The organism is gamma proteobacterium symbiont of Lampromicra miyakona (assembly GCF_059730895.1).
In genome coordinates, this window is record NZ_AP035932.1 from 2,091,463 (window position 1) to 2,116,582 (window position 25,120).

The 25,120-nt window shown below is 59.4% G+C and carries 22 protein-coding genes and 1 pseudogene; 11 read left to right on the plus strand and 12 right to left on the minus strand.

Annotation, left to right across the window (positions count from 1 at the left end; all coding sequences use genetic code 11):
* Positions 1-61: 61 nt before the first annotated feature.
* Positions 62-958 carry a LysR family transcriptional regulator gene (locus AC6I8P_RS09680; RefSeq protein WP_498030561.1) on the minus strand — a complete coding sequence of 299 codons (897 nt, stop codon included), beginning with the start codon at positions 956-958 and terminating at the stop codon, positions 62-64.
* A 94-nt stretch (positions 959-1,052) separates the two neighbouring features.
* Here AC6I8P_RS09680 and ynfM point away from each other — a divergent pair, with 94 nt between their 5' ends.
* The 3 genes from ynfM to AC6I8P_RS09695 all read left to right on the plus strand — a co-directional run bounded on the left by ynfM (position 1,053) and on the right by AC6I8P_RS09695 (position 4,239).
* Positions 1,053-2,309: a multidrug efflux MFS transporter YnfM/SxtP(Kp) gene (gene ynfM / locus AC6I8P_RS09685; RefSeq protein ID WP_031279123.1), complete on the plus strand. Its 1,257-nt coding sequence runs from the start codon at positions 1,053-1,055 to the stop codon at positions 2,307-2,309.
* Between the two features lie 168 nt (positions 2,310-2,477).
* Positions 2,478-2,729 (plus strand): hypothetical protein, encoded by a 252-nt coding sequence (locus AC6I8P_RS09690; protein WP_021506080.1) that lies wholly within the window; start codon positions 2,478-2,480, stop codon positions 2,727-2,729.
* 325 nt (positions 2,730-3,054) lie between these two features.
* On the plus strand, positions 3,055-4,239 hold the full coding sequence (locus AC6I8P_RS09695) for a sugar transporter (RefSeq protein ID WP_127834071.1): 1,185 nt from the start codon (positions 3,055-3,057) through the stop codon (positions 4,237-4,239).
* 52 nt (positions 4,240-4,291) lie between these two features.
* Here AC6I8P_RS09695 and rhaM read toward each other — a convergent pair whose 3' ends face one another.
* From rhaM to rhaB, 4 genes are read right to left on the minus strand one after another with little or no spacing between them, the layout of a single operon-like run.
* On the minus strand, positions 4,292-4,606 hold the full coding sequence (gene rhaM / locus AC6I8P_RS09700) for an L-rhamnose mutarotase (protein WP_141495452.1): 315 nt from the start codon (positions 4,604-4,606) through the stop codon (positions 4,292-4,294).
* Positions 4,596-5,438: a rhamnulose-1-phosphate aldolase gene (gene rhaD / locus AC6I8P_RS09705; RefSeq protein WP_088515799.1), complete on the minus strand. Its 843-nt coding sequence runs from the start codon at positions 5,436-5,438 to the stop codon at positions 4,596-4,598. Before rhaD ends, rhaM begins: the two co-directional genes overlap by 11 nt.
* Before the next feature lie 11 nt (positions 5,439-5,449).
* A complete protein-coding gene (locus AC6I8P_RS09710; protein ID WP_498030562.1) occupies positions 5,450-6,706 on the minus strand; it encodes an L-rhamnose isomerase in 1,257 nt (418 codons plus the stop codon).
* On the minus strand, positions 6,690-8,171 hold the full coding sequence (gene rhaB / locus AC6I8P_RS09715) for a rhamnulokinase (RefSeq protein WP_498030563.1): 1,482 nt from the start codon (positions 8,169-8,171) through the stop codon (positions 6,690-6,692). The genes AC6I8P_RS09710 and rhaB overlap by 17 nt, the downstream gene beginning before the upstream one ends.
* A gap of 288 nt (positions 8,172-8,459) precedes the next feature.
* Here rhaB and rhaS point away from each other — a divergent pair, with 288 nt between their 5' ends.
* On the plus strand, positions 8,460-9,281 hold the full coding sequence (gene rhaS, locus AC6I8P_RS09720; protein ID WP_481658074.1) for an HTH-type transcriptional activator RhaS: 822 nt from the start codon (positions 8,460-8,462) through the stop codon (positions 9,279-9,281).
* A 13-nt stretch (positions 9,282-9,294) separates the two neighbouring features.
* Positions 9,295-10,161: an HTH-type transcriptional activator RhaR gene (gene rhaR / locus AC6I8P_RS09725; protein WP_132462557.1), complete on the plus strand. Its 867-nt coding sequence runs from the start codon at positions 9,295-9,297 to the stop codon at positions 10,159-10,161.
* A 41-nt stretch (positions 10,162-10,202) separates the two neighbouring features.
* Here the strand turns inward: rhaR and rhaT are convergent, their stop codons facing one another.
* Complete coding sequence (rhaT, locus tag AC6I8P_RS09730) at positions 10,203-11,237, minus strand: L-rhamnose/proton symporter RhaT (protein ID WP_021506088.1); 1,035 nt, start codon at positions 11,235-11,237, stop codon at positions 10,203-10,205.
* A gap of 367 nt (positions 11,238-11,604) precedes the next feature.
* On the opposite strand from rhaT, the gene AC6I8P_RS09735 reads away from it, so the two are divergent.
* The 3 genes from AC6I8P_RS09735 to aldA all read left to right on the plus strand — a co-directional run bounded on the left by AC6I8P_RS09735 (position 11,605) and on the right by aldA (position 13,637).
* Positions 11,605-11,928 (plus strand): hypothetical protein, encoded by a 324-nt coding sequence (locus tag AC6I8P_RS09735; protein WP_058780589.1) that lies wholly within the window; start codon positions 11,605-11,607, stop codon positions 11,926-11,928.
* Between the two features lie 14 nt (positions 11,929-11,942).
* The gene (locus AC6I8P_RS09740) at positions 11,943-12,041 is read left to right on the plus strand and encodes a YoaK family small membrane protein (RefSeq protein WP_021313714.1); all 99 of its coding nucleotides are present in this window, start codon (positions 11,943-11,945) and stop codon (positions 12,039-12,041) included.
* 159 nt (positions 12,042-12,200) lie between these two features.
* A complete protein-coding gene (aldA, locus tag AC6I8P_RS09745) occupies positions 12,201-13,637 on the plus strand; it encodes an aldehyde dehydrogenase (RefSeq protein WP_481657648.1) in 1,437 nt (478 codons plus the stop codon).
* A gap of 40 nt (positions 13,638-13,677) precedes the next feature.
* Here aldA and AC6I8P_RS09750 read toward each other — a convergent pair whose 3' ends face one another.
* Entirely contained in the window at positions 13,678-14,952 is a 1,275-nt protein-coding gene (locus AC6I8P_RS09750; protein WP_264248092.1) for an MFS transporter, read from the minus strand.
* Positions 14,949-16,370, minus strand: a complete 1,422-nt coding sequence (locus AC6I8P_RS09755) for a M20 family metallopeptidase (RefSeq protein WP_498030564.1) — start codon at positions 16,368-16,370, stop codon at positions 14,949-14,951. Before AC6I8P_RS09755 ends, AC6I8P_RS09750 begins: the two co-directional genes overlap by 4 nt.
* Before the next feature lie 147 nt (positions 16,371-16,517).
* Between AC6I8P_RS09755 and AC6I8P_RS09760 the strand changes: the two are divergent.
* Positions 16,518-17,428, plus strand: a pseudogene (locus tag AC6I8P_RS09760) (LysR family transcriptional regulator).
* On the opposite strand, the gene AC6I8P_RS09765 reads toward AC6I8P_RS09760, so the two are convergent.
* Positions 17,418-19,013, minus strand: coding sequence for an ABC transporter substrate-binding protein (locus AC6I8P_RS09765; RefSeq protein WP_058758514.1), 1,596 nt, complete (start codon positions 19,011-19,013; stop codon positions 17,418-17,420). The pseudogene AC6I8P_RS09760 and the gene AC6I8P_RS09765 overlap by 11 nt on opposite strands.
* Positions 19,014-19,127: 114 nt before the next feature.
* Between AC6I8P_RS09765 and pepT the strand changes: the two genes are divergently transcribed.
* Positions 19,128-20,354, plus strand: a complete 1,227-nt coding sequence (gene pepT / locus AC6I8P_RS09770; protein ID WP_262263836.1) for a peptidase T — start codon at positions 19,128-19,130, stop codon at positions 20,352-20,354.
* A gap of 52 nt (positions 20,355-20,406) precedes the next feature.
* Here the strand turns inward: pepT and AC6I8P_RS09775 are convergent, their stop codons facing one another.
* Both AC6I8P_RS09775 and AC6I8P_RS09780 read right to left on the minus strand, forming a co-directional pair.
* The gene (locus AC6I8P_RS09775; RefSeq protein WP_021506096.1) at positions 20,407-21,186 is read right to left on the minus strand and encodes a transporter substrate-binding domain-containing protein; all 780 of its coding nucleotides are present in this window, start codon (positions 21,184-21,186) and stop codon (positions 20,407-20,409) included.
* Positions 21,187-21,199: 13 nt separating this feature from the next.
* Positions 21,200-22,366, minus strand: a complete 1,167-nt coding sequence (locus tag AC6I8P_RS09780; protein WP_498031163.1) for a methionine aminotransferase — start codon at positions 22,364-22,366, stop codon at positions 21,200-21,202.
* 125 nt (positions 22,367-22,491) lie between these two features.
* Here AC6I8P_RS09780 and AC6I8P_RS09785 point away from each other — a divergent pair, with 125 nt between their 5' ends.
* The gene (locus AC6I8P_RS09785) at positions 22,492-23,373 is read left to right on the plus strand and encodes a LysR substrate-binding domain-containing protein (protein ID WP_150361039.1); all 882 of its coding nucleotides are present in this window, start codon (positions 22,492-22,494) and stop codon (positions 23,371-23,373) included.
* Here AC6I8P_RS09785 and AC6I8P_RS09790 read toward each other — a convergent pair.
* Positions 23,331-25,007 (minus strand): methyl-accepting chemotaxis protein, encoded by a 1,677-nt coding sequence (locus AC6I8P_RS09790; protein WP_125308763.1) that lies wholly within the window; start codon positions 25,005-25,007, stop codon positions 23,331-23,333. The genes AC6I8P_RS09785 and AC6I8P_RS09790 overlap by 43 nt on opposite strands.
* Between the last annotated feature and the right edge of the window lie 113 nt (positions 25,008-25,120).

The following is a 25,120-nucleotide window of genomic DNA, read 5'->3' on the forward strand; positions in this document are numbered from 1 at the left end:
ATATTTGATTAGAAATGTGATTTATCGCACACAAAGAACGCGGTTTTCTGTACCCGTGGGTTCAATCCTCGGCATGGTGCAGCAGCAGCGCCATCATATTGCTCATCTGCGCACTCGGCTGGCGCAGCGCTGACCACACCAGCCACACCTCAGAAATGGCATCGCTTTCCTGTAGCGGAATCCAGGCGACTTCCGCCAGTCGCGCGCGGGCAAACGAGGCGGGTAAAATCGACACGCCAAGGCCGGTTGCCACCAGGCCGAGTATCGTCATGGCTTCACCCACTTCCTGGGTAATGTAAGGTTTGATTTGGTAGCGATGCAGCAGCGCCAGAATTTCACCGTACAGGGCCGTGCCGCCCTGCGCATCAAAGAAAACAAAAGGTTCGCTGGCTAACGCCCGGATGCTAATTGACGTGGCCTGTGCCAGCGGATGCGCGTGGTGCACCACTGCGCACAGCGGTTCACGCAGCAACAGGCGGTGCTGAAGATCCTCCGGCAGCGGCGTATTGCGCATGACGCCCAGATCGAGTCGCCCCTCGTGCAGCGGCGCCAGCTGCTGCCGCGTGTTGTACTCCTGCATCTGAATATGCACGTCCGGCCAGCGCTGCCGATAGTGATACAGCGCATCCGACACCAGTCCGGTAAACGGCGCCGAGGAGGTAAAGCCGATGCGCAGCTCTCCCTGCTGACCGTGATGAATGCGCGCCGCGCGCCCGGCCGCCTGTTCCACCTGCAATAAAATCGCGCGCGCATCCTGTAAAAACGACTGGCCGGCCGGCGTGAGCTGTACGCTGCGATTAGTGCGGGTGAACAGCTGCGCGTCCAGCGCCTGTTCCAGCTGCAGAATCTGCTGACTGAGCGGCGGCTGAGAAATGTGCAGCCGCTGTGCGGCGCGGCCAAAGTGCAGCTCTTCCGCAACGGCAATAAAGTAGCGCAGATGGCGCAGCTCAATCATCATATCTTAAACGTCTCATTTGAGATTATTAATATATTGTACAACCTATTTAGCCTTTCCTACAGTATTCAGACATTTGCTGAATTGAGGATGTACTGTGAGTCGCTCTTCCCAGGCTGTGACGCTTGATGAGGACAGCTTGTCCACGAAGCCTGTTACCGCCGATACCGCTACTGAATGGATTGAACGTGGATCGCCGCAGTTTATGCGCGTGACGCTGGCGCTGTTCTCTGCCGGTCTTGCCACTTTCGCCCTGCTCTATTGCGTACAACCGATTCTGCCGGTGCTGTCACAGCAGTTTGGCGTGACGCCTGCCGAAAGCAGTATTTCGCTGTCGCTCTCCACCGGGCTGATGGCGCTGGGCCTGCTGTTTACCGGCCCGCTGTCAGATGCGATTGGGCGTAAATCGGTGATGGTGACCGCGCTGATGCTGGCGGCGATTTGTACGCTGATCTCCGCCACCATGAGCAGCTGGCAGGGGATTCTGCTGATGCGCGCGCTGACCGGTCTGTCGCTCAGTGGCGTCGCGGCGGTGGGCATGACTTACCTGAGCGAAGAGATGCACCCGCGGGTCATCGCCTTCTCCATGGGGCTGTACATCAGCGGTAACTCGATTGGCGGCATGAGCGGTCGTTTACTCTCCGGTGTACTGACCGACTTTTTCTCGTGGCGTATTGCCATTGGCGTCATTGGCTGCTGTGCGCTGGCTGGCGCGCTGATGTTCTGGAAAATTCTGCCCGCGTCGCGCCATTTTCGCCCTGCCTCGCTGCGGCCACGCAGTTTGCTGATCAACTTCCGCCTGCACTGGCGCGACAAAGGGTTGCCGCTGCTGTTTGCCGAAGGCTTTCTGCTGATGGGCGCGTTTGTCACGCTGTTTAACTACATCGGCTACCGTTTACTGAGCGCGCCGTGGTCACTGAGCCAGGCGGTGGTCGGGCTGCTGTCCGTGGTGTATCTCACCGGTTCGTGGAGCTCGCCGAAAGCCGGCGCGATGACCAGCCGCTTTGGTCGCGGTCCGGTGATGACGGGCGCCACGGCGATCATGCTGGCCGGTCTGCTGCTGACCGCCTTTAGTTCGCTGTGGCTGATTTTGCCGGGCATGATGCTGTTTACTGCCGGCTTCTTTGCCGCCCATTCGGTGGCCAGCGGCTGGATTGGACCGCGCGCGCGCCGGGCGAAAGGCCAGGCATCATCACTTTACCTGTTCAGCTACTACGTGGGCTCCAGCGTGGCCGGCACCCTGGGCGGCGTGTTCTGGCACCGCTACGGCTGGCCGGGCGTAACCCTGTTTATCAGCGCCCTGCTGGTGCTGGCACTGCTGGTTGGCCTGCGTTTACAGGGCCGCAAACTGTAATACCCTTCATCGTTAGCGCGGGACCTCAGCGTCCCGCCTGCTCCGCTGGATTCGAATAATCAGGCATTCGCGCCGTACCACTTAAAACAAAATAGCAATTCATCGCTATAATTCGTTCTATTCCAATAATACATAGACTTATTTTTTACACAGCAATGAGGTAGTCAGATGGAGCTTTACTATTATGTCGATAAGCATGCCGGTTATAACGACAATCATGTGGTGCATGCGAAGGGCTGTCCGTTCCTGCCTTCCGACGGCGGTCGCCGTTTTCTGGGGACTTTTTACACGCCCGGGGCCGCAATCCAGCAGGCGCGTAAATTTTACGCCACTGCGTTAGGCTGCGAACACTGCTGCCCGGTGGGCGTAAAAAAAAATCCGACCCACAACTTTAGCGTGGCACTAAAGCATATGGCGTGACTCTGATAATCCTGGTCTGAACCACACCCGTCCGCACGATACCCGCCCTCAGCACGGCTAAGTGATTTTTCTATTACAGAAACAGCTGACTTAGCCTGTGCTGGTACGGCAGACTCGCGGGCCGGCAGCACGCAGCCGCAACAACTCCCCATAACCGCAGGCTATTTACCACGCTCAGCGCGATAAGAAATATTCAGTGATAAAACCCGGGTTAACGGTTTTCATCGGCTGACTAATGCTCCACAATAGCGGAAATTTGTGATCGAGGTCACTTTACCGGGTGCGTTCCTGCCCCCTCACTCGTCGTTTAGCCGATTTGAATTCAATGCAATCAACAACCGTTTCCCGTAAAACAGCCTGGCTGCGCGTGGTGCTGCTGGCTATCGCTGCTTTTGTCTTCAATACCACCGAATTTGTGCCGGTTGGCCTGCTGTCGGACATCGCCAGCAGCTTTGCAATGAAAACCGCTGATGTCGGTATCATGCTGACCATCTATGCCTGGGTCGTGGCGCTGTTATCGCTGCCGTTAATGCTGCTGACGCGCAACATTGAGCGCCGCCTGCTGCTGGCCATCCTGTTTATTCTGTTTGTTGCCAGCCACCTGTTATCGGCCGTGGCGTGGGATTTCACGTCGCTGGTGCTGTCGCGCATTGGCATTGCACTGGCGCACGCGGTGTTCTGGTCGATCACCGCCTCGCTGGCGATTCGCGTTGCGCCGGCCGGCAAGAAAACCCAGGCGTTGAGTATGCTGGCCACGGGCACGGCGCTGGCGATGGTGCTGGGCGTACCGATTGGTCGTATTGTGGGTCAGTATCTGGGCTGGCGTACCACCTTTGGTATGATCGGCCTGTCAGCGCTGGTACTGCTGATTATGCTGGTGCGGATACTACCGCGCCTGCCGAGTGAGCACACCGGTTCACTCAGCAGCGTGCCGATGCTGTTTCGCCGCCCGGCGCTGGTGGCGATGTACATTCTGGTCACCGTCGTGGTGACCGCGCACTACACCGCTTACAGCTATATCGAGCCGTTTATGCAGGTAGTGGCCAGTGCCGATGAGAACTTCACCACCCTGTTACTTCTGCTGTTCGGCTCAGCCGGCATTCTGGGCAGCATTCTGTTCAGCACGCTGGGCAATAAATTCCCGTCCGCGCTGCTGATCGCCGCCATTGCGCTGATTACCTTGTGTATGGGTCTGCTGGTGTTTGCTGCGGTACGCCCGGCAGCGATTACCGTGCTGTGTATTATCTGGGGAATGGCAATGATGATGATCGGCCTGGCGATGCAGGTGCGCGTGCTATCGCTGGCACCGGACGCCACCGACGTCGCCATGTCGCTGTTTTCCGGTATTTATAACATCGGTATTGGCGCAGGCGCGCTACTCGGTAACCAGGTCAGTCTGCATCTGCAGATGGCAGACGTGGGCAACGTGGGCGCAATCATTGGCCTGGCGGGACTGTTCTGGTGCATCGCCATTTTCCGCCGTTATCCGCAACTGCGCTCCAACGGCTAGTGCGTTTCACAGGCAGCGGCGCCCCTGGCGGCACCGCTGCTGACATGGCCGGCTAAGGCAGGAAAAACATCGGCTGCAGTGTTTTGCTCACCGGGCTGTTGTCGGGATTTGATGGCATCAGATCACGCATCGACGCCCACCAGCGCTGACACACCTCAGTTTGCGCCACGGCCTGCCAGCGCGCTTCGGATTCAACCTCGACGCTGGCAAACAGCAGGTTGCGTTCAGCATCCAGCCAGATCGCGTAGTTGTGCGCGCCATGCGCTTTCAGCGTCCGTTCCAGCTCCGGCCAGATTGGCGTGTGACGGCGCTGATACTCTGCATGGCAGTGCGCATAGACTTGCATGACGAACGCTTTACGCAACATCACTGCGCTCCGCCTGCAGCGCCGCCGGCCACGGCTTCACGTTAAAGCGCTCGCCCAGCGCAATCAGCTGTTCAGTGGTGATGCTCTGACGAATGCCGCCCATCGACAGCGCCATGACCACCACCTGCGATGACTTCTCAGCGGTATCAATCAGACCAAAGGTTTCGTCGAGCGTCGGTCCGGCGCCAAAGATTCCGTGGAAAGGCCACATCACCAGGCTATGGCTGGCCATCGCTTCTGCCGTCGCCTGACCAATGCCATCGGTACCCGGTACCATCCAGGGCAAAATGCCGACGCCGTCGGGGAACACTACCAGGCACTCGGTGCTGCCCTCCCACAGCAGGCGGGTAAAGCGCGCCGCATCCAGATCCACCACATAGCTGAGCGCCATGAAGTGGGTGGCGTGACAGTGCATAATCACCCGGTCCGCGCCGTGGCTCAGTGCCTTGCGTACGCTGTGTGACTGAAAGTGCGCCGCCAGCTCGGACGTTGGCAGCCCTCCGTTGCTGAGCCCCCAGTGAATTTTGTACGACAGCCCTTTGTCATCCACCTGCAGCAGCACCAGACTGTCTGCCGGATCGAGCTGCACGTTGCGAAAGAACTTACCGGAGCCGGTCACCAGGAACCAGTCGTTGGCCAGCGCGGGCGCCGGCTTGCTCAGCTCAATACAGCGCGGTGCCGGATAAAAATCGCTGGCATACGCGCTGACCTCTTCCGGCAACAGACGCAGACTGACGTTGCCGCCGTTACGTTCATCCCAGCCTTTCAGCCACATGTCACTGGTGGCTTTAACCATGTCGCGCACAAACCACGCGGAGAGAATTGTTTGCATGAATCGATTCCTTAACGTTGACGCAGCACGTGTTGTTCGTAGTGACGGACTTCGCTCAGCCATCTGGCATCGGCTGGCACATCGTGGCGCAGGCACCACGCTTCCCATACCGCCTGCCACGGCAGCGACTTTTGCTCTTCAAGCAGCGCCAGCCGGGCGGTGAAATCCCCATCACGCTCCCGCTGACGCAGCTGTTCGCCCGGCTCCAGCAGCGCCCGCAACAGGGCTTTTTGGGTATTGCGCGTGCCGATCACCCAGGCGGCAATGCGGTTGATCGAGGCATCGAAGAAGTCGAGACCGATGTGCACCCTGTCGAACAACTTTTGTCGGGCGATCTCACTGGCAATCGCCTGGGTTTCATCATCCAGCAGCACAACGTGATCGCTGTCCCAGCGGACCGGACGGCTGACGTGTAACAGCAGGCGCGGCACAAACAGCATGGCGCTGGAGATTTTGTCGGAGATCACTTCGGTAGGATGGAAGTGGCCGGCATCCAGCGTCAGCGCGGTCTGGCGGCTGGTGGCGTAACCGAGGCAGAACTCACTGGAACCCACGGTGTAACTCTCCGCGCCAATGCCAAACAGTTTGCTTTCCACCGCATCAATGTGGTGCTGCGGATTCAGCGGTTCACGGATGATCTCATCCAGCGCACTGGCGAGACGCTGGCGCGGCGCGAGGCGATCGACGGTGAGATCTTTCATGCCGTCCGGCACCCAGATATTCATGACTGACGGCGTGCCCAGCTGCTCGCCAAACCAGGCGGAGATACGGCGGCTGGCGGTGCAGTGGTCGATCCAGAACTGGCGAATGCCCGGATCGGCATGCGACAGCGTAAACCCGTCTGCGCTGAGCGCATGAGAAAAGCAGGTTGGGTTAAAATCCAGCCCCAGCTTTTTGCTTTTCGCCCACTCCAGCCAGTTGCTGAAGTGCTGCGGCTCAATCGCATCTCGTTCTACCGGGCGGTCGCTCTCAAGGTAGATGGCATGCAGGTTGAGGCGTTTCGCACCGGGGATCAGCGACATCGCTTTGTCGAGATCGGCACGCAGTTCAACCGCGTTGCGCGCCCGCCCCGGATAGTTGCCGGTCGCCTGAATGCCGCCGGTGAGCGCCCCCTGCGGATTCTCAAACCCACGTACATCGTCGCCCTGCCAGCAGTGCATCGACACCGGAATGGTATCCAGTTGTGCCATCACCTGTTCCACATCCACCCCGATGGCGGCGTAGCGTTGTCTGGCCAGTTCAAAGGCCTGTTCAATCAGCTTTGTCATATGCAAGTTCCTTAGCAGGTAGGCTCAGCGCCGCAAAGCGAGCCTGATGGGCCGCAAAGACGCTGTGATTCAGCGGGATAAATTTTTCTAACGGGAAATTGTGGCGAATGCAGCGGCGTAAATCGGCCACGTCGCGCAACTCACCCAGCGCGATCAGCTGGCAGCCGATGTTGCCCAGCGTCGAGGCTTCCACCGGGCCGGCAAACACCGGCAGCTGGCAGGCATCGGCGCACAGCTGGTTAAGCAGCGGATTCTGGCAGCCACCACCGACGATATGTAACTGACGCAGCGCAGTGCCGCGCAGGTGGCTAAGCTCCTGCAGCGTCTGCGAATAGAGCAGCGCCAGGCTGTCAAAGATGGTGCGCGCCAGTGCCGCCGGGCTGTGCGGCACGGGCATCGCCTGTTCGGCGCAGGCGTTCTGAATCTCCTCCACCATACTGGCCGGATTGATGAAACGGTGATGATTAGGGTGAATCAGGGCGCGGCAGGCCGGTTCCCGCGCGGCGTCGGCAATTAGCGCAGAGAGATCGCTGATGTGCAGTTCGCTGCACACCCGCTGCAACAGCCACAGGCCCATGATGTTTTTCAGCACCCGATAGCCTTCCGCACCGCCTTCATTGGTCAGATTAGCCTGCAGCGCCGCCTCGCTGACACAGGGTTGCAGGCTTTCGATGCCGATCAGCGACCAGGTACCGGAGCTGAGATAGGCAGCATCGTCCTGCTCCAGCGGCGTGGCCAGCACCGCGCTGGCGGTATCATGGGTGGCGACGGCGATCACCGGAATGCGCTGGCCGCTTGCGTTGCGCCAGTAACCGACGGTATTGCCCGGCGCACGCGGCGTGCCGAACCAGCTGGCGTCTGCGCCCGCCCAGGCCAGCAGCTCGCGATCCCAGTCGCCGCTGTGAATGTTGAGCAGTTGGGTGGTGGTGGCGTTGGTGTATTCCCAGTTGAGTTCACCGGTCAGGCGATAGTGCAGATAATCCGGAATCATCAGCGCGTGCTTCACCTGCGCCTGCCAGTCCGGCTGCTGCAGATGCAGTGCGCGCAGCTGATACAGCGTGTTGAACGGCAGAAACTGAATGCCGGTGCGCTGATAGAGCGCCGGTTTCCCGAGTTCACGCATCGCCTGGGCCATCAGGCCGTCGGTGCGTTTATCACGGTAGCTGACCGCTTCGCCTACCCGCTCGCCGTGCGCGTCCAGCAGCACCAGGTCCACGCCCCAGGTATCAATGCCGAGGCTGTCCGGCACAATGCCCTCCTCATCCAGCTGCTGCAACCCGGCGCGGATCTCCTGTTCCAGCCGGTCCAAATCCCAGCAGTCATAATCGCCGCGCTGCACGCGCGGGTTGGCGAAACGCCGCACTTCGCGCAGGCTGAGCTGCTGACGGTCAGCCTGCCAGCTGGCCAGCATGACGCGGCCACTGGATGCGCCTAAATCGATGGCAACAATATTACGCAGACTCATGGCGATACTCCCTGTGAAGACATGGCGACAGAGTAGAAATCCTGCGCCGCAGGCACCTTCCCGCTAGTGCCAGCGGGTCATCACCGCTGGCAGGTTTGCAAAGGTGTTCGTGAGTGAGCTCACAGAACCGCATAACGGCAGAGTTGTGAGCCTTGCCGCAATTCCATCAATCACTTAGGCGATCTTGAATAATTGGCGATTTTCCTGCGCTGCCCGGTGCAAAATTCAAGGTAAGGTGGCAGGCGGCTGCGTAGACTCGGTTACGGTTTTGTTAACTGAGGGCGCATGATGACGGTATTACACAGTGCTGATTTCTTTCCGGCCGGCGATTACACGATAGCCATTGAACCGCGTGTGCCGCAGTCGGCGTTTCCGGAGCATCACCATGATTTTCATGAAATTGTGCTGGTGGAACAGGGCTCGGGTATCCACGTATTCAATGGTCAGCCGCAGGCGCTCAGCGCCGGCTGCGTCTGTTTTGTGCGCGATCACGATCGCCATCTGTACGAGCAAACCGACAATCTGTGCCTGACGAATGTGCTGTATCGCAGTCCGGCAGCGTTCCGCTTTCTGTCCGGCCTGCAGGCGCTGCTGCCGCGCGAACAGGACGGCCAGTATGTTTCACACTGGCGGATCAACCATAAAGTGATGGCGCAGGCGCTGCAGCTGGTGACGCAGATGAAGCAGCCGGCCAGCTGGTCGCTGGAACGTCAGGCGCAGCAGGAACAACACTTTTTGCAGCTGCTGGTGCTGCTGCGCGAGGCGGCGCACAACGATCAGGCGCAGGACCAGGATGCCCGCCTGCACCGCTTGCTGGACTGGCTGAATGCGCACTACAGTGAGGAGATTGCGTGGGAATCGCTGGCCGATCGCTTCTGTTTGTCGCTGCGTACCCTGCATCGCCAGATGAAGCAGCAGACCGGCAGCACGCCGCAGCGCTATCTTAATCGGCTGCGTTTATTGCAGGCGCGGCACCTGTTGCGCCACAGCGAGATGCGCATCACGGACATCGCCTATCAGTGTGGGTTTGGTGACAGTAATCACTTCTCCACCCTGTTCCGGCGGGAATTTGGCTGCGCGCCGCGCATGGCGCGCCAGCAGATGGGGTAACCGGAGGGCTGACATGCCGCTGTTACTGACGCGCGAGGATTACTTCCCGGCCAGCAATTTGCCTATTGCCGTGGCAGAACGCATGCCGCAACCCTCTTTCCCACCGCACCGGCATGAGTTCAGCGAGATTGTGATTGTCTGGCGCGGTAATGGCCTGCATATCCTCAACGATCGGCCGTGGCTGATCACCTGCGGCGATGTGTTTTACATTCGCGACAGTGATTGCCACAGCTTTGATAGCGTCAACGATCTGGCGCTCGACAATATTCTCTACTGCCGCGATCGCTTCAGCCTGGCGCTCGACTGGCAGCAGCTGCTGCCGCCACAGGATGAAGAGACACCCGCCAGCTGGCGTCTGACCACGCGCGGCATGGCGCTGGCGCGCGGCGTCATCAGCCAGCTGGAGCGCGAAAGTCGCAAAAGCGATTCGCTCTCGATTCAGCTGTCGGAAGCGCTGTTTTTGCAGCTGACACTGATATTGCGCCGTCACGGCTACGCCGCCGATCGCCCGTGGGTGCTGCCGGAGGGCGAACAGCTCGATCTGCTGATGTCGGCGCTGCTCGGCGATATCAGCCGCCCCTTCGATCTGCCCCATTTCTGCCAGCAAAATCAGCTCAGCGAACGGTCGCTGAAACAGCTGTTCCGTCAGCAAACCGGCATGACCATCGGCCACTACCTGCGTCAGCTGCAGCTGTGTCAGGCAAAATATCTGTTGCGCACGCAGGCATGTCTGATTAGCGAAGTGGCGGCACGCTGCGGGTTTGATGACAGCAACTACTTTTCCGTGGTGTTTACGCGCGAAACCGGGTTAACACCCAGCGCGTGGCGTCAGCGTTTTTTGTCGCCGCGCGAACCGATGGCAGACAAAGAAAAAGCCTGACGCGCGCAGAGACGCGTCAGGCGGTGTGATGTTAAGCGCGGTCAGGCGGCCATACCGAGACCGACAATGTTTGCCGCGATAATGATCACCACGCAGCCAATCGATAACACACTCACCGGTCGACGCCCCACCGATTTCCACTCCTTCAGCACCAGTCCTACCAGGCCGCCGCACAGCACGTACAGGCTCATGTGCAGCATCCAGCTTACGAAGTCGTACTGCGGAGGAATTTTTGCGTGGCCCCAGGCATAAAAGAAGAACTGCAGATACCACATGGTTCCCCCCAGCACGGCGAAGGCGATGTTGGCGATCAGCAGCGGTTTTGCCACGGAAAAATCGCGGCGCAGCGAAAGCTCCGGCTTCACCGCCAGGCGGATAAAGCAGTAAGCCAGGTTGATCAGCGCGCCACCGCCCATGATCACCACGTAGCTCGGCAAGGCCACATACAGCGGATTGATGCCCAGACTGGCAGCGGCTTCATGCATCGGCTTCGCCGCATCCATGGCAAACGACATGCCAGCCGAGAAGATGCCGCACAGCACCGCCAGCACCAGGCCTTTCTTCAGGTTGAAATCTTCGGCGTTAATCCCCAGCGCCCGTTCCTTTAGCAGCCCGGCGCGCGACACAATCGCCACACCCAGCAGCGCAACCAGTACGCCCAGCAGCGTCATCCGGCCGCCGGCGGAGCTGAACAGTTCAACGAATCGGCCCTGCAACAGCGGCGTCATCAGCGTCCCCACCACCAGCGTAATGCCAATGGCGATGCCAATCCCCATCGACATCCCCAGATAGCGCATGGTGAGGCCATAGTTGATGTTGCCGATGCCCCACATGGCACCGAACAGAAACACCGGCAGCAGCTGCGATAAGCTGAAACTGCTGTAGTACGCCCAGAAGTTCGGTAACAGCGCGGCACTGACTGCCCAGGGCAGAATCAGCCACGACATCACGCCGCCGACCGACCACATGGTTTCCCATGACCACTTTTTAACCTGTTTAAACGGAGCATAAAAACAGGCGGCGCTGGCGGCACCCACCAGATGCCAGAAGATACCTGCAAGAATGGCACTGTTCATTGTTATTCCTTCGTAAGGTTGAGGCCAGACGGAAACACCTGCGGTTTCCGATTAGTGGCAGTCTATGGCGCACTGCGTGGACTCAGCCTTTGGATGGTTGCCGTAAAGCCAGGCTGACTGGCAAAATCGGGTGGGTATGCTACATAGGGATCACAAATTCGCATTTGCAGCTGTTATGCCGGGGAAACTCTTTAAGTTGCTTATTATTCGGCATATTTTTGATTTATGTTGTGTTGATCGGCACAGTTTTTCATCTGTTGCCAGCGCGCCGCTTAACATGGCACTCACACAAAGCTGCGCGAAGCACTTCCCCCGACGGGGTTAAATCCGTATAACGTGGGAAAAATCATCGGAACCAGGGATTGAGATGAAGAGCAAACGGTTAACGCTGGTGCTGTCGCAGGCGGTGAGCCGCGTGATGCTGGATGACATCCGCGCCATCGTGCCGCCCGAGGCGCTGAATGTGTTCATTAATGGCTTAGATACTACTCACTACGCCACGCTGGACTGCGTGCAGAGCGAAGAGAACTGCGCGCTGCTGGCGTCAGCCATTGTGGTGTGGCGTCAGCTCGGCCATGTGCATCAGATTCAGTATCAGAAAGGCGAACATCTGCGTCAGGTCGATGACGCGACACAATTTCAGCTATTCAGTATGATGAAAACCCACCGCGCGCTAATCCAGCTCGCCTAACGCTCAGGATGCATATGAAAATCGGTCTGCTGTTCCCCATCGCCATTATCGTTGCCGGTGTCAGTTTTCTGGTCTGGTTTATTGCCAGCGGCGCCATGATGCCCGGTTCCTGAAACGGTCCACTGACGCAGAATGCTGCGTCGGTCGCGTGATTCTTGCCGCTATTGCCAGCGCCCTGCCGGTGCTGGCAGTGATAAAAAGGTCGCCAGCGTTCATCTGCTTCACTCTTCCTTCACATCAGTTTAACAAAACCGAGCGTGGAGCCCCTGCACATGACCCTTCATCATCAACACTACATTAATGGCGCGTTTGTCGAGGCGCATAACGATAGCTGGATTGAAGTGATTAACCCGGCGACGGAGACCCTGCTGTCACGCGTGCCCCAGGGCAGCAAACAGCAGGCGGCGGCAGCCATTGCCGCCGCAGAAGCCGCTCAGCCCGGCTGGGAAGCGTTACCGGCGGTGACGCGCGGCGACTGGCTGCACCGCATCGCCACGGCAATTCGCCAGCGCGAGCCTGAGCTGAGCGCCACCCTCGTCGCGGAGGGCGGCAAAACCCAGGCGCTGGCGCAAACTGAAGTGCTGTTTACCGCTGACTACTTCGACTACATGGCGGAATGGGCGCGACGCTACGAAGGCGAAATCATCAACAGCGATCGCCCAAACGAAAACATCTTTGTGTTTAAGAAAGCGATTGGCGTGACCACCGGCATTCTGCCGTGGAATTTTCCCTTCTTCCTGATTGCGCGCAAAGCGGCACCGGCGCTGATCACCGGCAACACTATCGTGCTGAAGCCGAGTGAGGTTACCCCGAACAACGCCGCCCTGTTCGCCGCCATTATCGACGACCTCGGCCTGCCGCCCGGGGTAATTAACATCGTTTACGGCTATGGCCCGGAGGTGGGACAGGAACTGGCCGCCAATCCTAAAGTCGGGTTAGTGAGCCTGACCGGCAGCGTCAACGCCGGCATCGCCACCATGGCCGCCGCAGCGCCGAATGTGACCAAAGTGTCGCTGGAGTTGGGCGGTAAAGCACCGGCAATTGTCATGGACGACGCCGACCTCGATCTGGCCGTCAGGGCTATCGTCAGTTCGCGCATTATTAACAGCGGTCAGGTGTGTAACTGCGCCGAGCGCGTGTATGTGCAAGACGGCATTTACGATCGCTTTATCAGCGCCCTGACCGGGGCGATGCAGCAGGTGAAATTTGGCGATCCGGCGCAGCAGGCCGATGTGGATATGGGGCCGCTGATTAGCGCAGCCGCGTGCGACCGCGTCGGGCAAAAGGTCGCCAGCGCCGTTGCGCAGGGCGGCAAGGTGGTGCTGGGTGGCAAACGTGCCGGTGAACGCGGCTTTTATTTTGAACCAACCATCATCACCGGGGTACGTCAGGAGATGGCGATCATGCGTGAGGAGATTTTTGGCCCGGTGCTGCCGGTGATGCGCTTTAACACGCTGGATGAAGCCATCGCGCTGGCTAACGACTGCGACTATGGCCTGACCTCATCGCTGTATACCCGCGATCTGAACACCGCGATGATCGCGCTGCGCCGGCTGAAATTCGGTGAAACCTACATTAACCGTGAAAATTTTGAAGCGATGCAGGGGTTCCATGCCGGCTGGCGCAAATCCGGCATCGGCGGTGCCGATGGCCGCCACGGGCTGGAGGAGTATCTGCAAACGCACGTCGCCTATCTGCAGTTTGCCTGATGCGTAAACACCGGTGCGCAGTGCGCGCACCGGTTGCCACTTAGCGTATCCGTTTCTGACTGCGCAGCAGCGCTACCCCGCTTAAGAGCGACATCGCCATCAGGTAGTAGCCCGGCGCCAGACTGGTGCCGGTGGCGCTGATCAGCAGCGTGCAAATCAGCGGCGCAAAACCACCAAATACCGTAACCGCAATGTTATAGCTGATGGCCATGCCGCTGGCGCGCGTACCAATCGGGAACAGATCCGCCATCACCGAGGGTACGGTAGAAAAATAGATCGATTTCAGCAGCGCCATCCAGCATACCAGCACAATCAGCGTGGCCGGCGTGGTGTGATTGACCACCAGCCGAAAGGCCGGATAGATGGTGACCATCAGCAGTATGAGCGAGCCCCACATCAGCGGCAGGCGGCCAATGCGTTCCGCCCACAATCCCATCAGCGGCGTCACCACCGTCAGAATCACCCCGGCCAGCAGCGTGGCAGTAAAGGCCACCGAGCCCGGCAGATGCAGGTTTTTGGTTGCGTAGGTCGGCACGTAGTTGAGCATGTAGTTGACCGCCGTGGAGATCACCATCAGGCCAATCGCCAGCAGCATCAGCGCTTTTTGCCGGCCAAACAGCCGTTTGAGCGGGGCCGCTTCCGGCGTCTGCGCGGCAAAGCTGGCGGGCTCGTGCACGTGACGGCGGATATACAGCCCGAGCGGGCCAATCAGCAGGCCGAAGGCAAACGGAATACGCCAGCCCCACGCCTGAATCTGGCCTTCGCTCAGGATCTGCGTCAGACCGAGACCAAACGCCGAGGCCATCAGCGTGCTGGCGCCCTGAGTGGCGAACTGCCAGCTGGCGATAAAGGCTTTGCGCTCGGGAAAATGCTCGACCAGAAACGCCGTAGAGCTGCCAAATTCGCCACCGGCAGAGAAGCCCTGCACCAGGCGCGCCAGCAGGATCAGCAGCGGTGCGAGCAGGCCGATGCTGTCGTAGCCCGGCATAAAAGTAATGATGGCTCCGCCAAGCATCATCAGATTGATTGAGAGCAGCAGCGCTTTTTTACGCCCGTGGCGATCGGCATAGTTGCCCAGCACCACCGCGCCCAGCGGGCGAATCAGAAAGGAGACGCCGAAACTGCCAAAGGTCAGCAGCAGCGAGACCGACGCATCGCTGGTGGGAAAGAAGGCGTGGGCGATATAGCTGGCGAAAAAGCCATATACCGCAATGTCGAACCACTCCAGCGCATTACCGATGCAGGTCGCAAACAGCGTTTTGTGCAGGTTTGGCTTCACCCCGCTCAGCGGCGCGCTATGGCTGAGGCTGCTCATGCGCCACCTCCCGCATAAGCGCGGTGTTGCGCCAGCCATTCCGTGCCCTGCTCGCCCAGCTCCCACAGCAGCTGCGTCATGATCTGCAGCCCTTCGCGGGCAATCGATTTCAGCATGTGCTCATTCACGCCATGCTGACCACAGGCGGGATACGAATGCGGCACCCACAGCGTTGGCAGGCCCAGAATCTCCGCGAACACCTCATTTGGCAGCGATCCCCCAAGGTTGGGCAGCAGCGCCGGTTTTTTGCCGCTGGTTGCCGCCATGCTGTTCAGCACCCAGTGCACCAGCGGATCGTCAGGATCCAGACGCGTGGCGGGTGAACCGCGCAAAAATTCAACCTCAACATCCTGGAAGCCGTGCTGCGCCAGATGCGCGCTGACATGCTGCGCCAGCCGCTGCCAGTCGGTACCGACCACAAAACGCAGCTGGCACACCGCCGTCGCGCTGCCGGGAATGGCATTCATCGGGCGCGCCGGGTTACCGGTGAGAAACGACAGCACTTCCAGCGTGTTCCAGCCGTAGAGGCGTTCGGCAGGCGTCAGGCCTGGCTCGCCCCAGTTGGTGTCAATCGCGGGATCGCCTGGCATGCCGCCCACCTCGATATCGCTGAGAATGGTGCGCACCTGCGGGGTCAGCGAATCGGGCCGCAGCGCCGCAACCTGCAGCACGCCCTGCGCGTCCACCAGCGTGGCGATGGCGCTGGCCAGCCGGGTGCCGGGATTGCTCAGCAGTCCGCCCCAGTTGCCGGAGTGATAAGCATTGTCACGCGCGTTGATGGTCAGGCGGAAATTTACCGCACCGCGCGAACCGAGGAACAGCGTCGGCCGCACGGCGTTGAGCCGCGGACCGTCGGAGGCAATGAACAGGTCAGCCTGCAACAGTTCCGCCTGCTGCTGACACAACTGCGCCAGCCCCGGCGAGCTGATCTCTTCGCCCATCTCAAACAGCCATTTGCAGTTAAAGCCGAGACGGCCGCCGCGCGCCTGATACACCTGCTCCAGCGCCGCAAGATTGACGCAGTGCTGACCTTTGTTGTCGGCGCTGCCGCGCCCGTACCAGCGATCGCCCTCTTCGGTCAGCTGCCACGGCGACAGCCCGCTGCGCCAGTTCTCGTCATCGCCGAATACCACATCACCGTGCCCGTAGCTCAGCAAGGTCGGTAAGGCGGGATCTTCCATGCGCACCGCCACGAGGAATGGCCGGCCGGCGGCGTGCGGGTTATCAATAAGCTGTAGCGTGAAGCCCAGCGCCTGCAGTTGCGGCGCAATCTCCTGCTGCAAATAGTCCTGTAACGCCGCATCGCGATCGTCGCGCTGGCTCTCGGTGCGCCACGCCACGCGGCGCGCCAGGATACGTTGAAATTCCCCGCTGTCGAAATATGCGGTGGCCTGCTGAACCGCCTGTTGTGCTGTCATGTTTGCCCTGCCTGTTATAGGTCTGCTGTTTTTTCATCTTTGCGGAAAGGCAGCTTTGCCACAATTATCAATTTATCGAGTAAGATTTGCCTTTAAAGCAAAGCTGCGTTGCCCGATTTCGAGGCAGGTACAAACGGAGGCCATGGCATGTTAAGCACGGAAATGCGTTATTTTCTCGCGGTAGCCGATTGCGGTTCGCTCAGCGCAGCCAGCGCCCAGCTGTTTGTGGCGGTCTCTGCCATCAGCCGTCAAATTCAGCGGCTGGAGCAGCAGCTGGGCGTGATGCTGTTTGCGCGTCATGCGCGCGGCATGGTGCTGACCGAGGCCGGCGAGATTTTTGCCCATCACGTGCGCAAAAATCTGCTGGATATGGAGTATGCGCTGGCGGAGATCAAAGGCCTGAAGGCGGTGCGGCGCACGCTGATTCGTGTCGCCTGCACCGACGGGCTGGCGTTTACCCTGCTGCCCCGGCTGATTGCCGCCTTTCGCCGCGATCATCCCGGCGTGCTGTTTGACGTCCGGGTGGCTAGCGCGCAGGGCGTGGCTGAACTGCTGCGCAGCGGCGAGTGCGATGTGGCATTGCAATTCAGCCTGCACGCGGAACGTGCGGTTGAGGTGGTGGGCTCATGGCCGGCGCCGGTGCTGCTGGTGATGCATGACAGCCATCCGCTGGCGGGCGTGCCGCAGGTGGCGCTGGCCGATCTCAGCCACTATCCGCTGGCACTACCGCAGCAAAACACCACGGTACGCCAGCTGTTTGAGCTGGCCAGCCACATGAGTGGCCACCTGATTGAACCGGTGCTGACCTGCGACAATTTCTCCACCCTGTTTCATTTTCTACTGCGCACGCCGCTGGCGGTGACCATTTGCAGCAGTTTTACCCTGGAGGAAGCGCAGCAGCAGGGTCTGGTGATGCGCGCGGTCAATATCGATCAGCTAAGCCAGCGTACGCTGCAGCTGCAGACGCAGTCAGGGCGACCCGCAGCGCCGCCCTGACTCTGTTTCTGACCTTTCTGCAACAGCAGCTCAGCGCGCTGTCCGCTGCGATTAAGGCGTGATATCCACCGGATAGAAGATATGCTTGCCGAACGGATCCACCTGGTAGCCGCTGACCGATTTACGCACCGGCTCGAAAATCGTTGAGTGCGCAATCATGACCGCCGGCATCTGGTCATGCATCATCTGCTGCGCCTCGCGGTATAACGCCACGCGCTTGTCATGATTTTGTTCGGCGCGCGCCTCGGTGATGATTTTCTCAAACGGCGCATAGCACCATTTGGACGAGTTGGAGCCGCCGTTCGCCGAGGTGCAGCTGTACAATGGCCCGAAGAAGTTATCCGGATCGCCGGTGGCGGTGGTCCAGCCCATCAGCGCTGCCTGATGCTCACCGCCCTTAACGCGCTTCAGGTATTCGCCCCACTCATAGCTGACGATGTTGGCTTTGATGCCCACTTTTGCCCAGTCGGCCTGAATCATCTCAGCCATGCGGCGGGCGTTGGGGTTATACGGCCGCTGGACCGGCATCGCCCACAGCGAAATTTCGGTGCCCGGCTGAATGCCGGCCTGCTGCAGCAGCGCTTTGGCCTGTTGCGGATCGTAGGCGTAATCCTGCAGATCTTTATCAGCACTCCACACATCCGGCGGCAGAATATTCTTCGCCACCGTGCCGGTACCTTTGAAGATGGCATCAATGATCGCCTGCTTATTGATGGCCATCGCCAGCGCCTGGCGCACTTTCACGTTATCCAGCGGGGCTTTGGTGGTGTTGAACGACAGGAAACCGGTGTTGAGGCCAGATTTCTGTTCCAGCGTGATGTTCGGGTTGTGGCGCATGTTGTCGAGATCGGCCGGATTAGGGAACGGCATCACCTGGCACTCGTTTTTCTCCAGTTTGGCATAGCGCACCGAGGCGTCCGGGGTGATGGAAAACACCAGCCGATCGATTTTAGCCTTGCCCTGCCAGTACTGCGGGAAGGCTTTGTAGAGAATGCGGGAATCTTTTTGATACTGCACCAGCTCAAACGGTCCGGTGCCAATCGGCTGCATGTCGACCTTTTCCGGCGTACCGGCTTTCAGCATCTGGTCGGCATATTCCGCCGAGTGAATCGAGGCGAAATACCACGCCAGATCGGCGAGAAACGGCGCTTCGGCATGGGCCAGCGTAATCCGCACCGTCAGATCATCCACCTTATCGATACGGGTGATCAGTTTTGCCAGCTCGAGGCTTTCAAAGTTGGCATAGTTACCGCCCGAAACGGTGTGATACGGGTTTTTCGTATCGAGCTGGCGCATAAACGAGAAGATCACGTCATCGGCGTTGAGATCGCGCGACGGCGTAAACAGTTTATTGCTCTGGAACTTAACCCCTTTGCGCAGATGGAAGGTATACACCTTGCCGTCCGGGCTGATCTCCCAGCGCTCCGCCAGGCTGGGCACCAGCTCGGTGGTGCCCGGTTTGAAATCCACCAGGCGGTTAAAAATCGGCACGGCGCTGGCGTCCACGCTGGTACCGGAGGTGTAGAGCTGCGGATTGAAGTTTTCCGGCGAGCCTTCAGAACAGTAAACCAGCGTCTTCGCCGAGACGCCGCCTGCAACCGCTAACCCCAGTGCGCTAAGCGCCAGTTTTCCTATCATCTTTTTCATCGTCTTCTCGCTTTTTATTGACTTCCATGAGCCAGCATCGGTATTTATTTCATAAATAACATGATTTAGCCGTCTGGCGTATCTCCAGTGGCGCAAAGCTAATAAGGAATTGTGATGACAGACCAACTTGCCCGTCAGCTGACCCAGCGTTTTTACCGTTATCTGGCGGTCTCCAGCCAGAGCGATGCCAAATCCAGCACGCTGCCCAGTACGCCGTCGCAACACGCCATGGCGGAACTGCTGGCGCAGGAGCTGCGCGATCTCGGTCTGCAGGATGTGGTGATTGATCAGCATGCCACGGTGACCGCCGTGAAACCGGGCAACCGGCCTGGCGCGCCGCGCGTGGGCTTTATCACCCATATTGATACCGTCGATGTCGGGCTATCACCGGATATCCATCCGCAAACCCTGCGCTTTGAGGGCGCGGATCTGTGTCTGAATGCGCAGCAGGACATCTGGTTGCGGGTGGCGGAGCATCCGGAAATCCTGCCGTATGTCGGTCAGGAGATTGTGTTCAGCGACGGCACCAGCGTGCTGGGGGCCGACAACAAAGCGGCAGTCAGCGTGGTGATGACGCTGGTGGAGAACCTGCGTGGCGAGCACGGTGATGTGGTGGTGGCGTTTGTGCCGGATGAAGAGATCGGCCTGCGCGGCGCCAAGGCGCTGGACCTGGAGACGCGCTTTAACGTCGATTTCGCCTGGACCATCGACTGCTGCGAGCTGGGCGAAGTGGTGTATGAATGCTTCAACGGCGCCTCCGCTGAAATTACCTTCACCGGCGTGCCGGCGCATCCCATGTCGGGCAAAGGCGTGCTGGTGAATCCGCTACTTATGGCGCACGACTTCATCTCCCGCTTCGACCGGCTTGCCACGCCCGAGCATACCGCCGGGCGCGATGGCTATATCTGGTTCAATGATATGCAGGCCAATGCCAGCCAGGCGGTATTGAAAGCGTCGATTCGCGATTTCGATTTAAAGGGTTTTGATGCGAAGAAGCAGCAGCTGGTGGAAGTCGCCGATCAGATCGCCGCGCACTATCCGACTGGTCACGTCGCGCTGAAGATCAATGATATCTATAGCAACATCAGTAACGCGATAGGTGAGGACCGGCGGGCAATCGATCTGATTTTTGCTGCGCTGCAGCAGGTGGGCGTGGAACCTAAAGTGATTCCGATGCGCGGCGGCACCGATGGGTCTGCGCTGTCGGCCAAAGGGTTACTGACGCCGAATTTCTTCACCGGCGCGCACAATTTCCATTCGCGCTTTGAATTCCTGCCGATCCCGTCATTTGTGAAGTCGTATCAGGTGGCGGAAGCGCTCTGTTATCTGGCGGCCCGATAAGCGCGGTTGCAAGACAGCCTGACCGGCAACTGCCGATCAGGCTGACACCCGCTTACTTGCTGACGCTGACGTCAATGCCCGGGAAGAATTTCGCCGCCAGTTTAGTCACGGTGCCGTCGGCCTGGACTTTGGCGATGGCCGCATCCAGTTCCCCTTTCAGCTTGCTATCGCCTTTGCGCAGACCGAAACCAATGCCGGAACCGAGAATGGTGTCGTCTTCCACCGGCTTACCGGCGAAGGCGAAACCTTTGCCCTGCGGCTTATCGAGGAAACCAGACTGACCGGCGGCGGACATCACCAGCGTACCGTCAAGACGGCCAGCGACCATGTCGTTATACACCTGGTTCTGATCCTGATACGACGTCACCGTCACGCCCTGGGATTCCCAGTGCTTTTTAGCGTAGGTTTCCTGGATTGAGCCCTGCAGCACGCCAATATTTTTACCTTTCAGCGACGCCGCCGTCGGTTCGAGTTTCTCGCCCTGCTTCACGATCAGCATGGTAGGAATGCGGTAGATCGGGTTGGTGAAGTCGATACTTTTCGCCCGCGCCTCGGTGATGTTCATCGCCGAGTTAATCGCATCGAATTTTTTCGCCTGCAGCGCCGGGATCAGCGCATCAAAGCTGCTCTCAACCCATTTGCAGTCAAAATGGCCGACCTGGCAGATGGCTTTGCCCAGTTCGATGTCAAAACCCTCCAGCTCGCCCTGCGCGTTGCGGCTTTCAAATGGCGGATATTGCGACTCCAGACCGTAGCGCAGGCTCTCCTGCGCCAGCGCCTGCACGGAGGTGATCATGCCCAGTGCGATAAACAGTGCGTTCAGTTTTTTCATTATTTTCCCCTAATTACCCTTTAACCCGGCACAGCGCCTGCGCGCCGGCTTCGAGCGTTGCGTCGTCTTTAGCAAAAGAAAGGCGGATTAATTTATTGTCAGTGCCATCCATATAAAACGCCGACAGCGGAATGGTGGCCACACCGTGATCGACGATGAGACGTTTTACCATTTCACTGTCGCTTTCGTCACTGAAATGTCCGTAGCTGGCCAACATAAAGAACGAACCGGCGCTCGGTAACAGCCTGAACGGTGAATCCTGCAGCAGCGTCTGCAGCCGATCGCGCTTCGCCTGATAAAACGACGACAGCTGCAGATAGTTTTGCGGGTTCTGCAGATACTGCGCGAAGCCAACCTGCATCGGCGTATCGGCGGCGTACATCATGAACTGATGCACCTTGACGATCTCCGCCATCAGCGCAGCAGGCGCCAGCGCATAGCCGACGCGCCAGCCGGTGACGTGGAAGGTTTTGCCGAAGGAGGACACCACCACGCTACGCTGTGCCAGTTCCGCGTGCGTGGCCATGCCGCAGTGCGTCTGGCCGTCAAACACGATGTGTTCGTAGACTTCATCAGACAACACCACGATGTCGGTGTTACGCGTCAGGGCCGCCAGCTGGTCGAGATCGACGGCATTCAGTACCTGTCCGCTCGGGTTATGTGGCGTATTGATGATAATCATGCGCGTACGCGGCGTGATCGCGGCACGCAGTGCGTCCCAGTCAATCGCAAAATCCGGCACCTGCAGCTTGAGGCCGATCGGCGTCGCGCCCTGTAACCGCACCACCGGCGCGTAGCTGTCAAAGGCTGGCTCAAAGAAAATCACTTCATCACCCGGATGCACCAGCGCCGAAATCGCCATGTAGATGCCCTGACTGGCACTGCCGGTGATCAGGACTTCGCTGGCGGCATCGTACTGCTGGCCATACAGGCGGTACACCTTCTCCGCCAGCGCTTCACGCAGCGCCGGTAAACCGGTCATGGCGGCGTACTGATTATGGCCGTCGCGCATCGCCTGGCTGACCAGCTCAACCAGCTGCGGGTCACACGGGAAATTGGGCGCGCCCTGAGAGAGATTAACGGCCTGGTGCTGTGCGGACAGCTGGCCGATCACGCTAAAAATGGTGGTGCCGACGTCCGGCTGTTTGGAGGAGAGCTTCACGCTGCTGTTCAGGGTCATCATTGCTCCACAGGTTGCATAACCACGTATCGTAAGTAGATTTCTATTCAACGGCGCGACGCTTGAGTCGACAAGCGAATTGTTGTCATAATAGCCATGATAAAAAATCATAGCTCGAGGCCGTTATGTCCCGCTCTGCTCTGCCACTCAACGCCATTCATGCCTTTCTGGTCACCGCCCGTCATCTCAACCTGACGCGCGCCGCCAGCGAACTGTGCATCACTCAGGGCGCGGTGAGCCGCAAAATTGCGGCGCTGGAGAGCTGGCTGGGATTTGCCCTGTTTGAACGCCACGCGCGCGGTCTGCATCTCACCGATCAGGGCGCGGCGCTACTGCCGGAGCTGCAACAGGGATTCAATCTGCTGGTCAATGCCACAGAGAAAGCCAGCCGCAGCAATGCCTCGATTCGGCTGAAAGCCCCGACCTGCGCTATGCGCTGGCTGGTGCCGCGTCTGGTGGCGCTGGAGCAGCAGCGGCCAGACATCCACGTGGCGCTCACCACCACGCTTGATCACGCGTCGCAGCTGGAAAACTTTGATGCGGCGATTGTATTCGGCACGCCGCCTGCCGGTGCCATTCCGCTGTTTGCCGAGCGCCTGACGCCGGTGCTGGCCAGCAGCGTGCCGGCGCCGCGCCATGTCAGCGAACTGGCCAGATTCACCTTCCTGCATCCGACCGGCGATACGCGCGACTGGCAGCTGTGGCTGTCCGGCCAGGCGGAGCAGTTGCCGATGGCGCGCAATCAGCACTTCGCCACCATGGATTTGGCGATCAGCGCGGCGATTCAGGGATTTGGCGTGACGGTGGCGGATATTACGCTGGTGGAGAATGATTTGGCGAATGGGCGGTTAATCGCCCCGTTTGCCGCGAGTGTGGCAACCGGGGCGAGCTACAGCCTGTTACAGCGGGCGGAAAAAGATGCGCCACCGTTTTTGCCGCAGCTGGTGGCGTGGTTGTGTCAGCCTCAGAATGAAACCCACTCTTCACTGCTGGCGGGTTTACCCTGAGCGCCTGCGGCAGCAGATAACACCGGCCGGCGCAGCGCAGGCGCGGCAGCGGATGCTACGGCCTGCGCGCGCGGCGCGCTGTCGGACAGGCGGAACTTCGCCACCGACGCCTGCAGCTCTTCGGTCTGACGCTCCAGCGCGCTGGCCGCCGCCGACACCTGCTCCACCAGCGATGCGTTCTGCTGGGTGACGCTGTCCATTTCGGTGACGGCGGTGCCGACCTGCGAAATCCCTTTGCTCTGCTCTTCCGACGCGGCAGCGATGTGCTTCATGATCTCATTCACATCCTGCACCGACTTCAGAATGTCATGCATGGTGCTGCCAGCGCTGCTGACCAGCTCCGAGCCCTTTTCAACGCGTGACACCGAATCTTCAATCAGCGTGGCGATCTCTTTTGCGGCGCCGGCGCTGCGTTGCGCCAGGTTGCGCACTTCGCTGGCCACCACGGCAAAGCCGCGCCCCTGCTCACCGGCACGCGCCGCTTCGACTGCCGCGTTGAGCGCCAGGATGTTGGTCTGGAAGGCGATGCCGTTGATCACGCTGGTGATTTCGGCAATCTTTTTCGAACTGCCGGAAATGCCCTGCATGGTGGTCACCACTTCGCCAACCAGACGGCCGCCCTGCTGCGCGGTACCGGTGGCGGTCTCCGCCAGCGCGCTGGCCTGACGTGCGTTGTCGGCGTTGAACTTCACCGTGGCAGTCAGTTGCTCCATGCTGGCCGCGGTCTGTTCCAGCGCGGCCGCCTGCTCTTCGGTGCGCGATGAAAGATCGTTATTGCCGGCTGAAATTTCTGCTGCGCCGCGGTAGATGTTCTCCGTGCCGCTGCGGATGGCGCTGACTGCTTCACGCAGGCTGTCCTGCATCGCCCGCAGCAGTGGCACCAGTTTGCCGACGCAGTTGCGGCCAAATTCTTCCACCGGCTGGCTGAGATCGCCCTGCGCAATCACGGTAAAATGGTTACGGATGCGATCCAGTGGTTTCACCAGCATCGTCACCAGGTAACGGTCAGTGAACAGCAGAATCAATAAGCCGAACACCACCGCCGACACAATAATCACTTTGGTCATGCTGGTAAGCGTGTCCACGGTCACGCGGGTCTCATCCAGCTTGCTGCTGGCGGCCTGATTAAACGCTTCTGCGCTGGCACCAAACGCCCGGCTCAGCGGCGGCGTGACATTGTTGGCCTGCGCGCGCCATGCATCCAGTGAAGCCTGCTGCGCCAGCGCCACCTGTGGCGCGATACCCTCATCCAGCAGTTTCTGCCAGCTGCTGATCACATTGTTCACCGTCTCACTGTCCATCGGACCCGGCGCCATGGCTTTGAACTGGGTTAACTGCTGTTTCATGTTATCCAGTGCCTGCTGCACCGGCGCGAACGCTTCTGCGGTCGGCGCGTTACCGGCGGTGCGGCCTTCCATTACCCGCGACAGACGCGTGACCACGCGGAAATATTGATCGTTGCCTTTGCTGAGCGCCGTCATCTGGTTTACCAGCTGACGATCAATCTCGTTACCCTCGCCGAGCGCATTCAGCGAGTGGACGCTGAACAGCCCTACGCCACACCATAACAGGCAGAAAAGCCCGAGAATGGTCAGCATAACGGCGCGAATCGTGAAGTTTTTTAACATACCCATACATAATCCCCTGGTGTGAACGCTGGCAGCCCGGATAAAACAGGGCTTAGGGTATTTATCGGCAGCGAACCGGGAAAAGATAAATGTTTTGTAAGCTAATTAATTGCAGGATG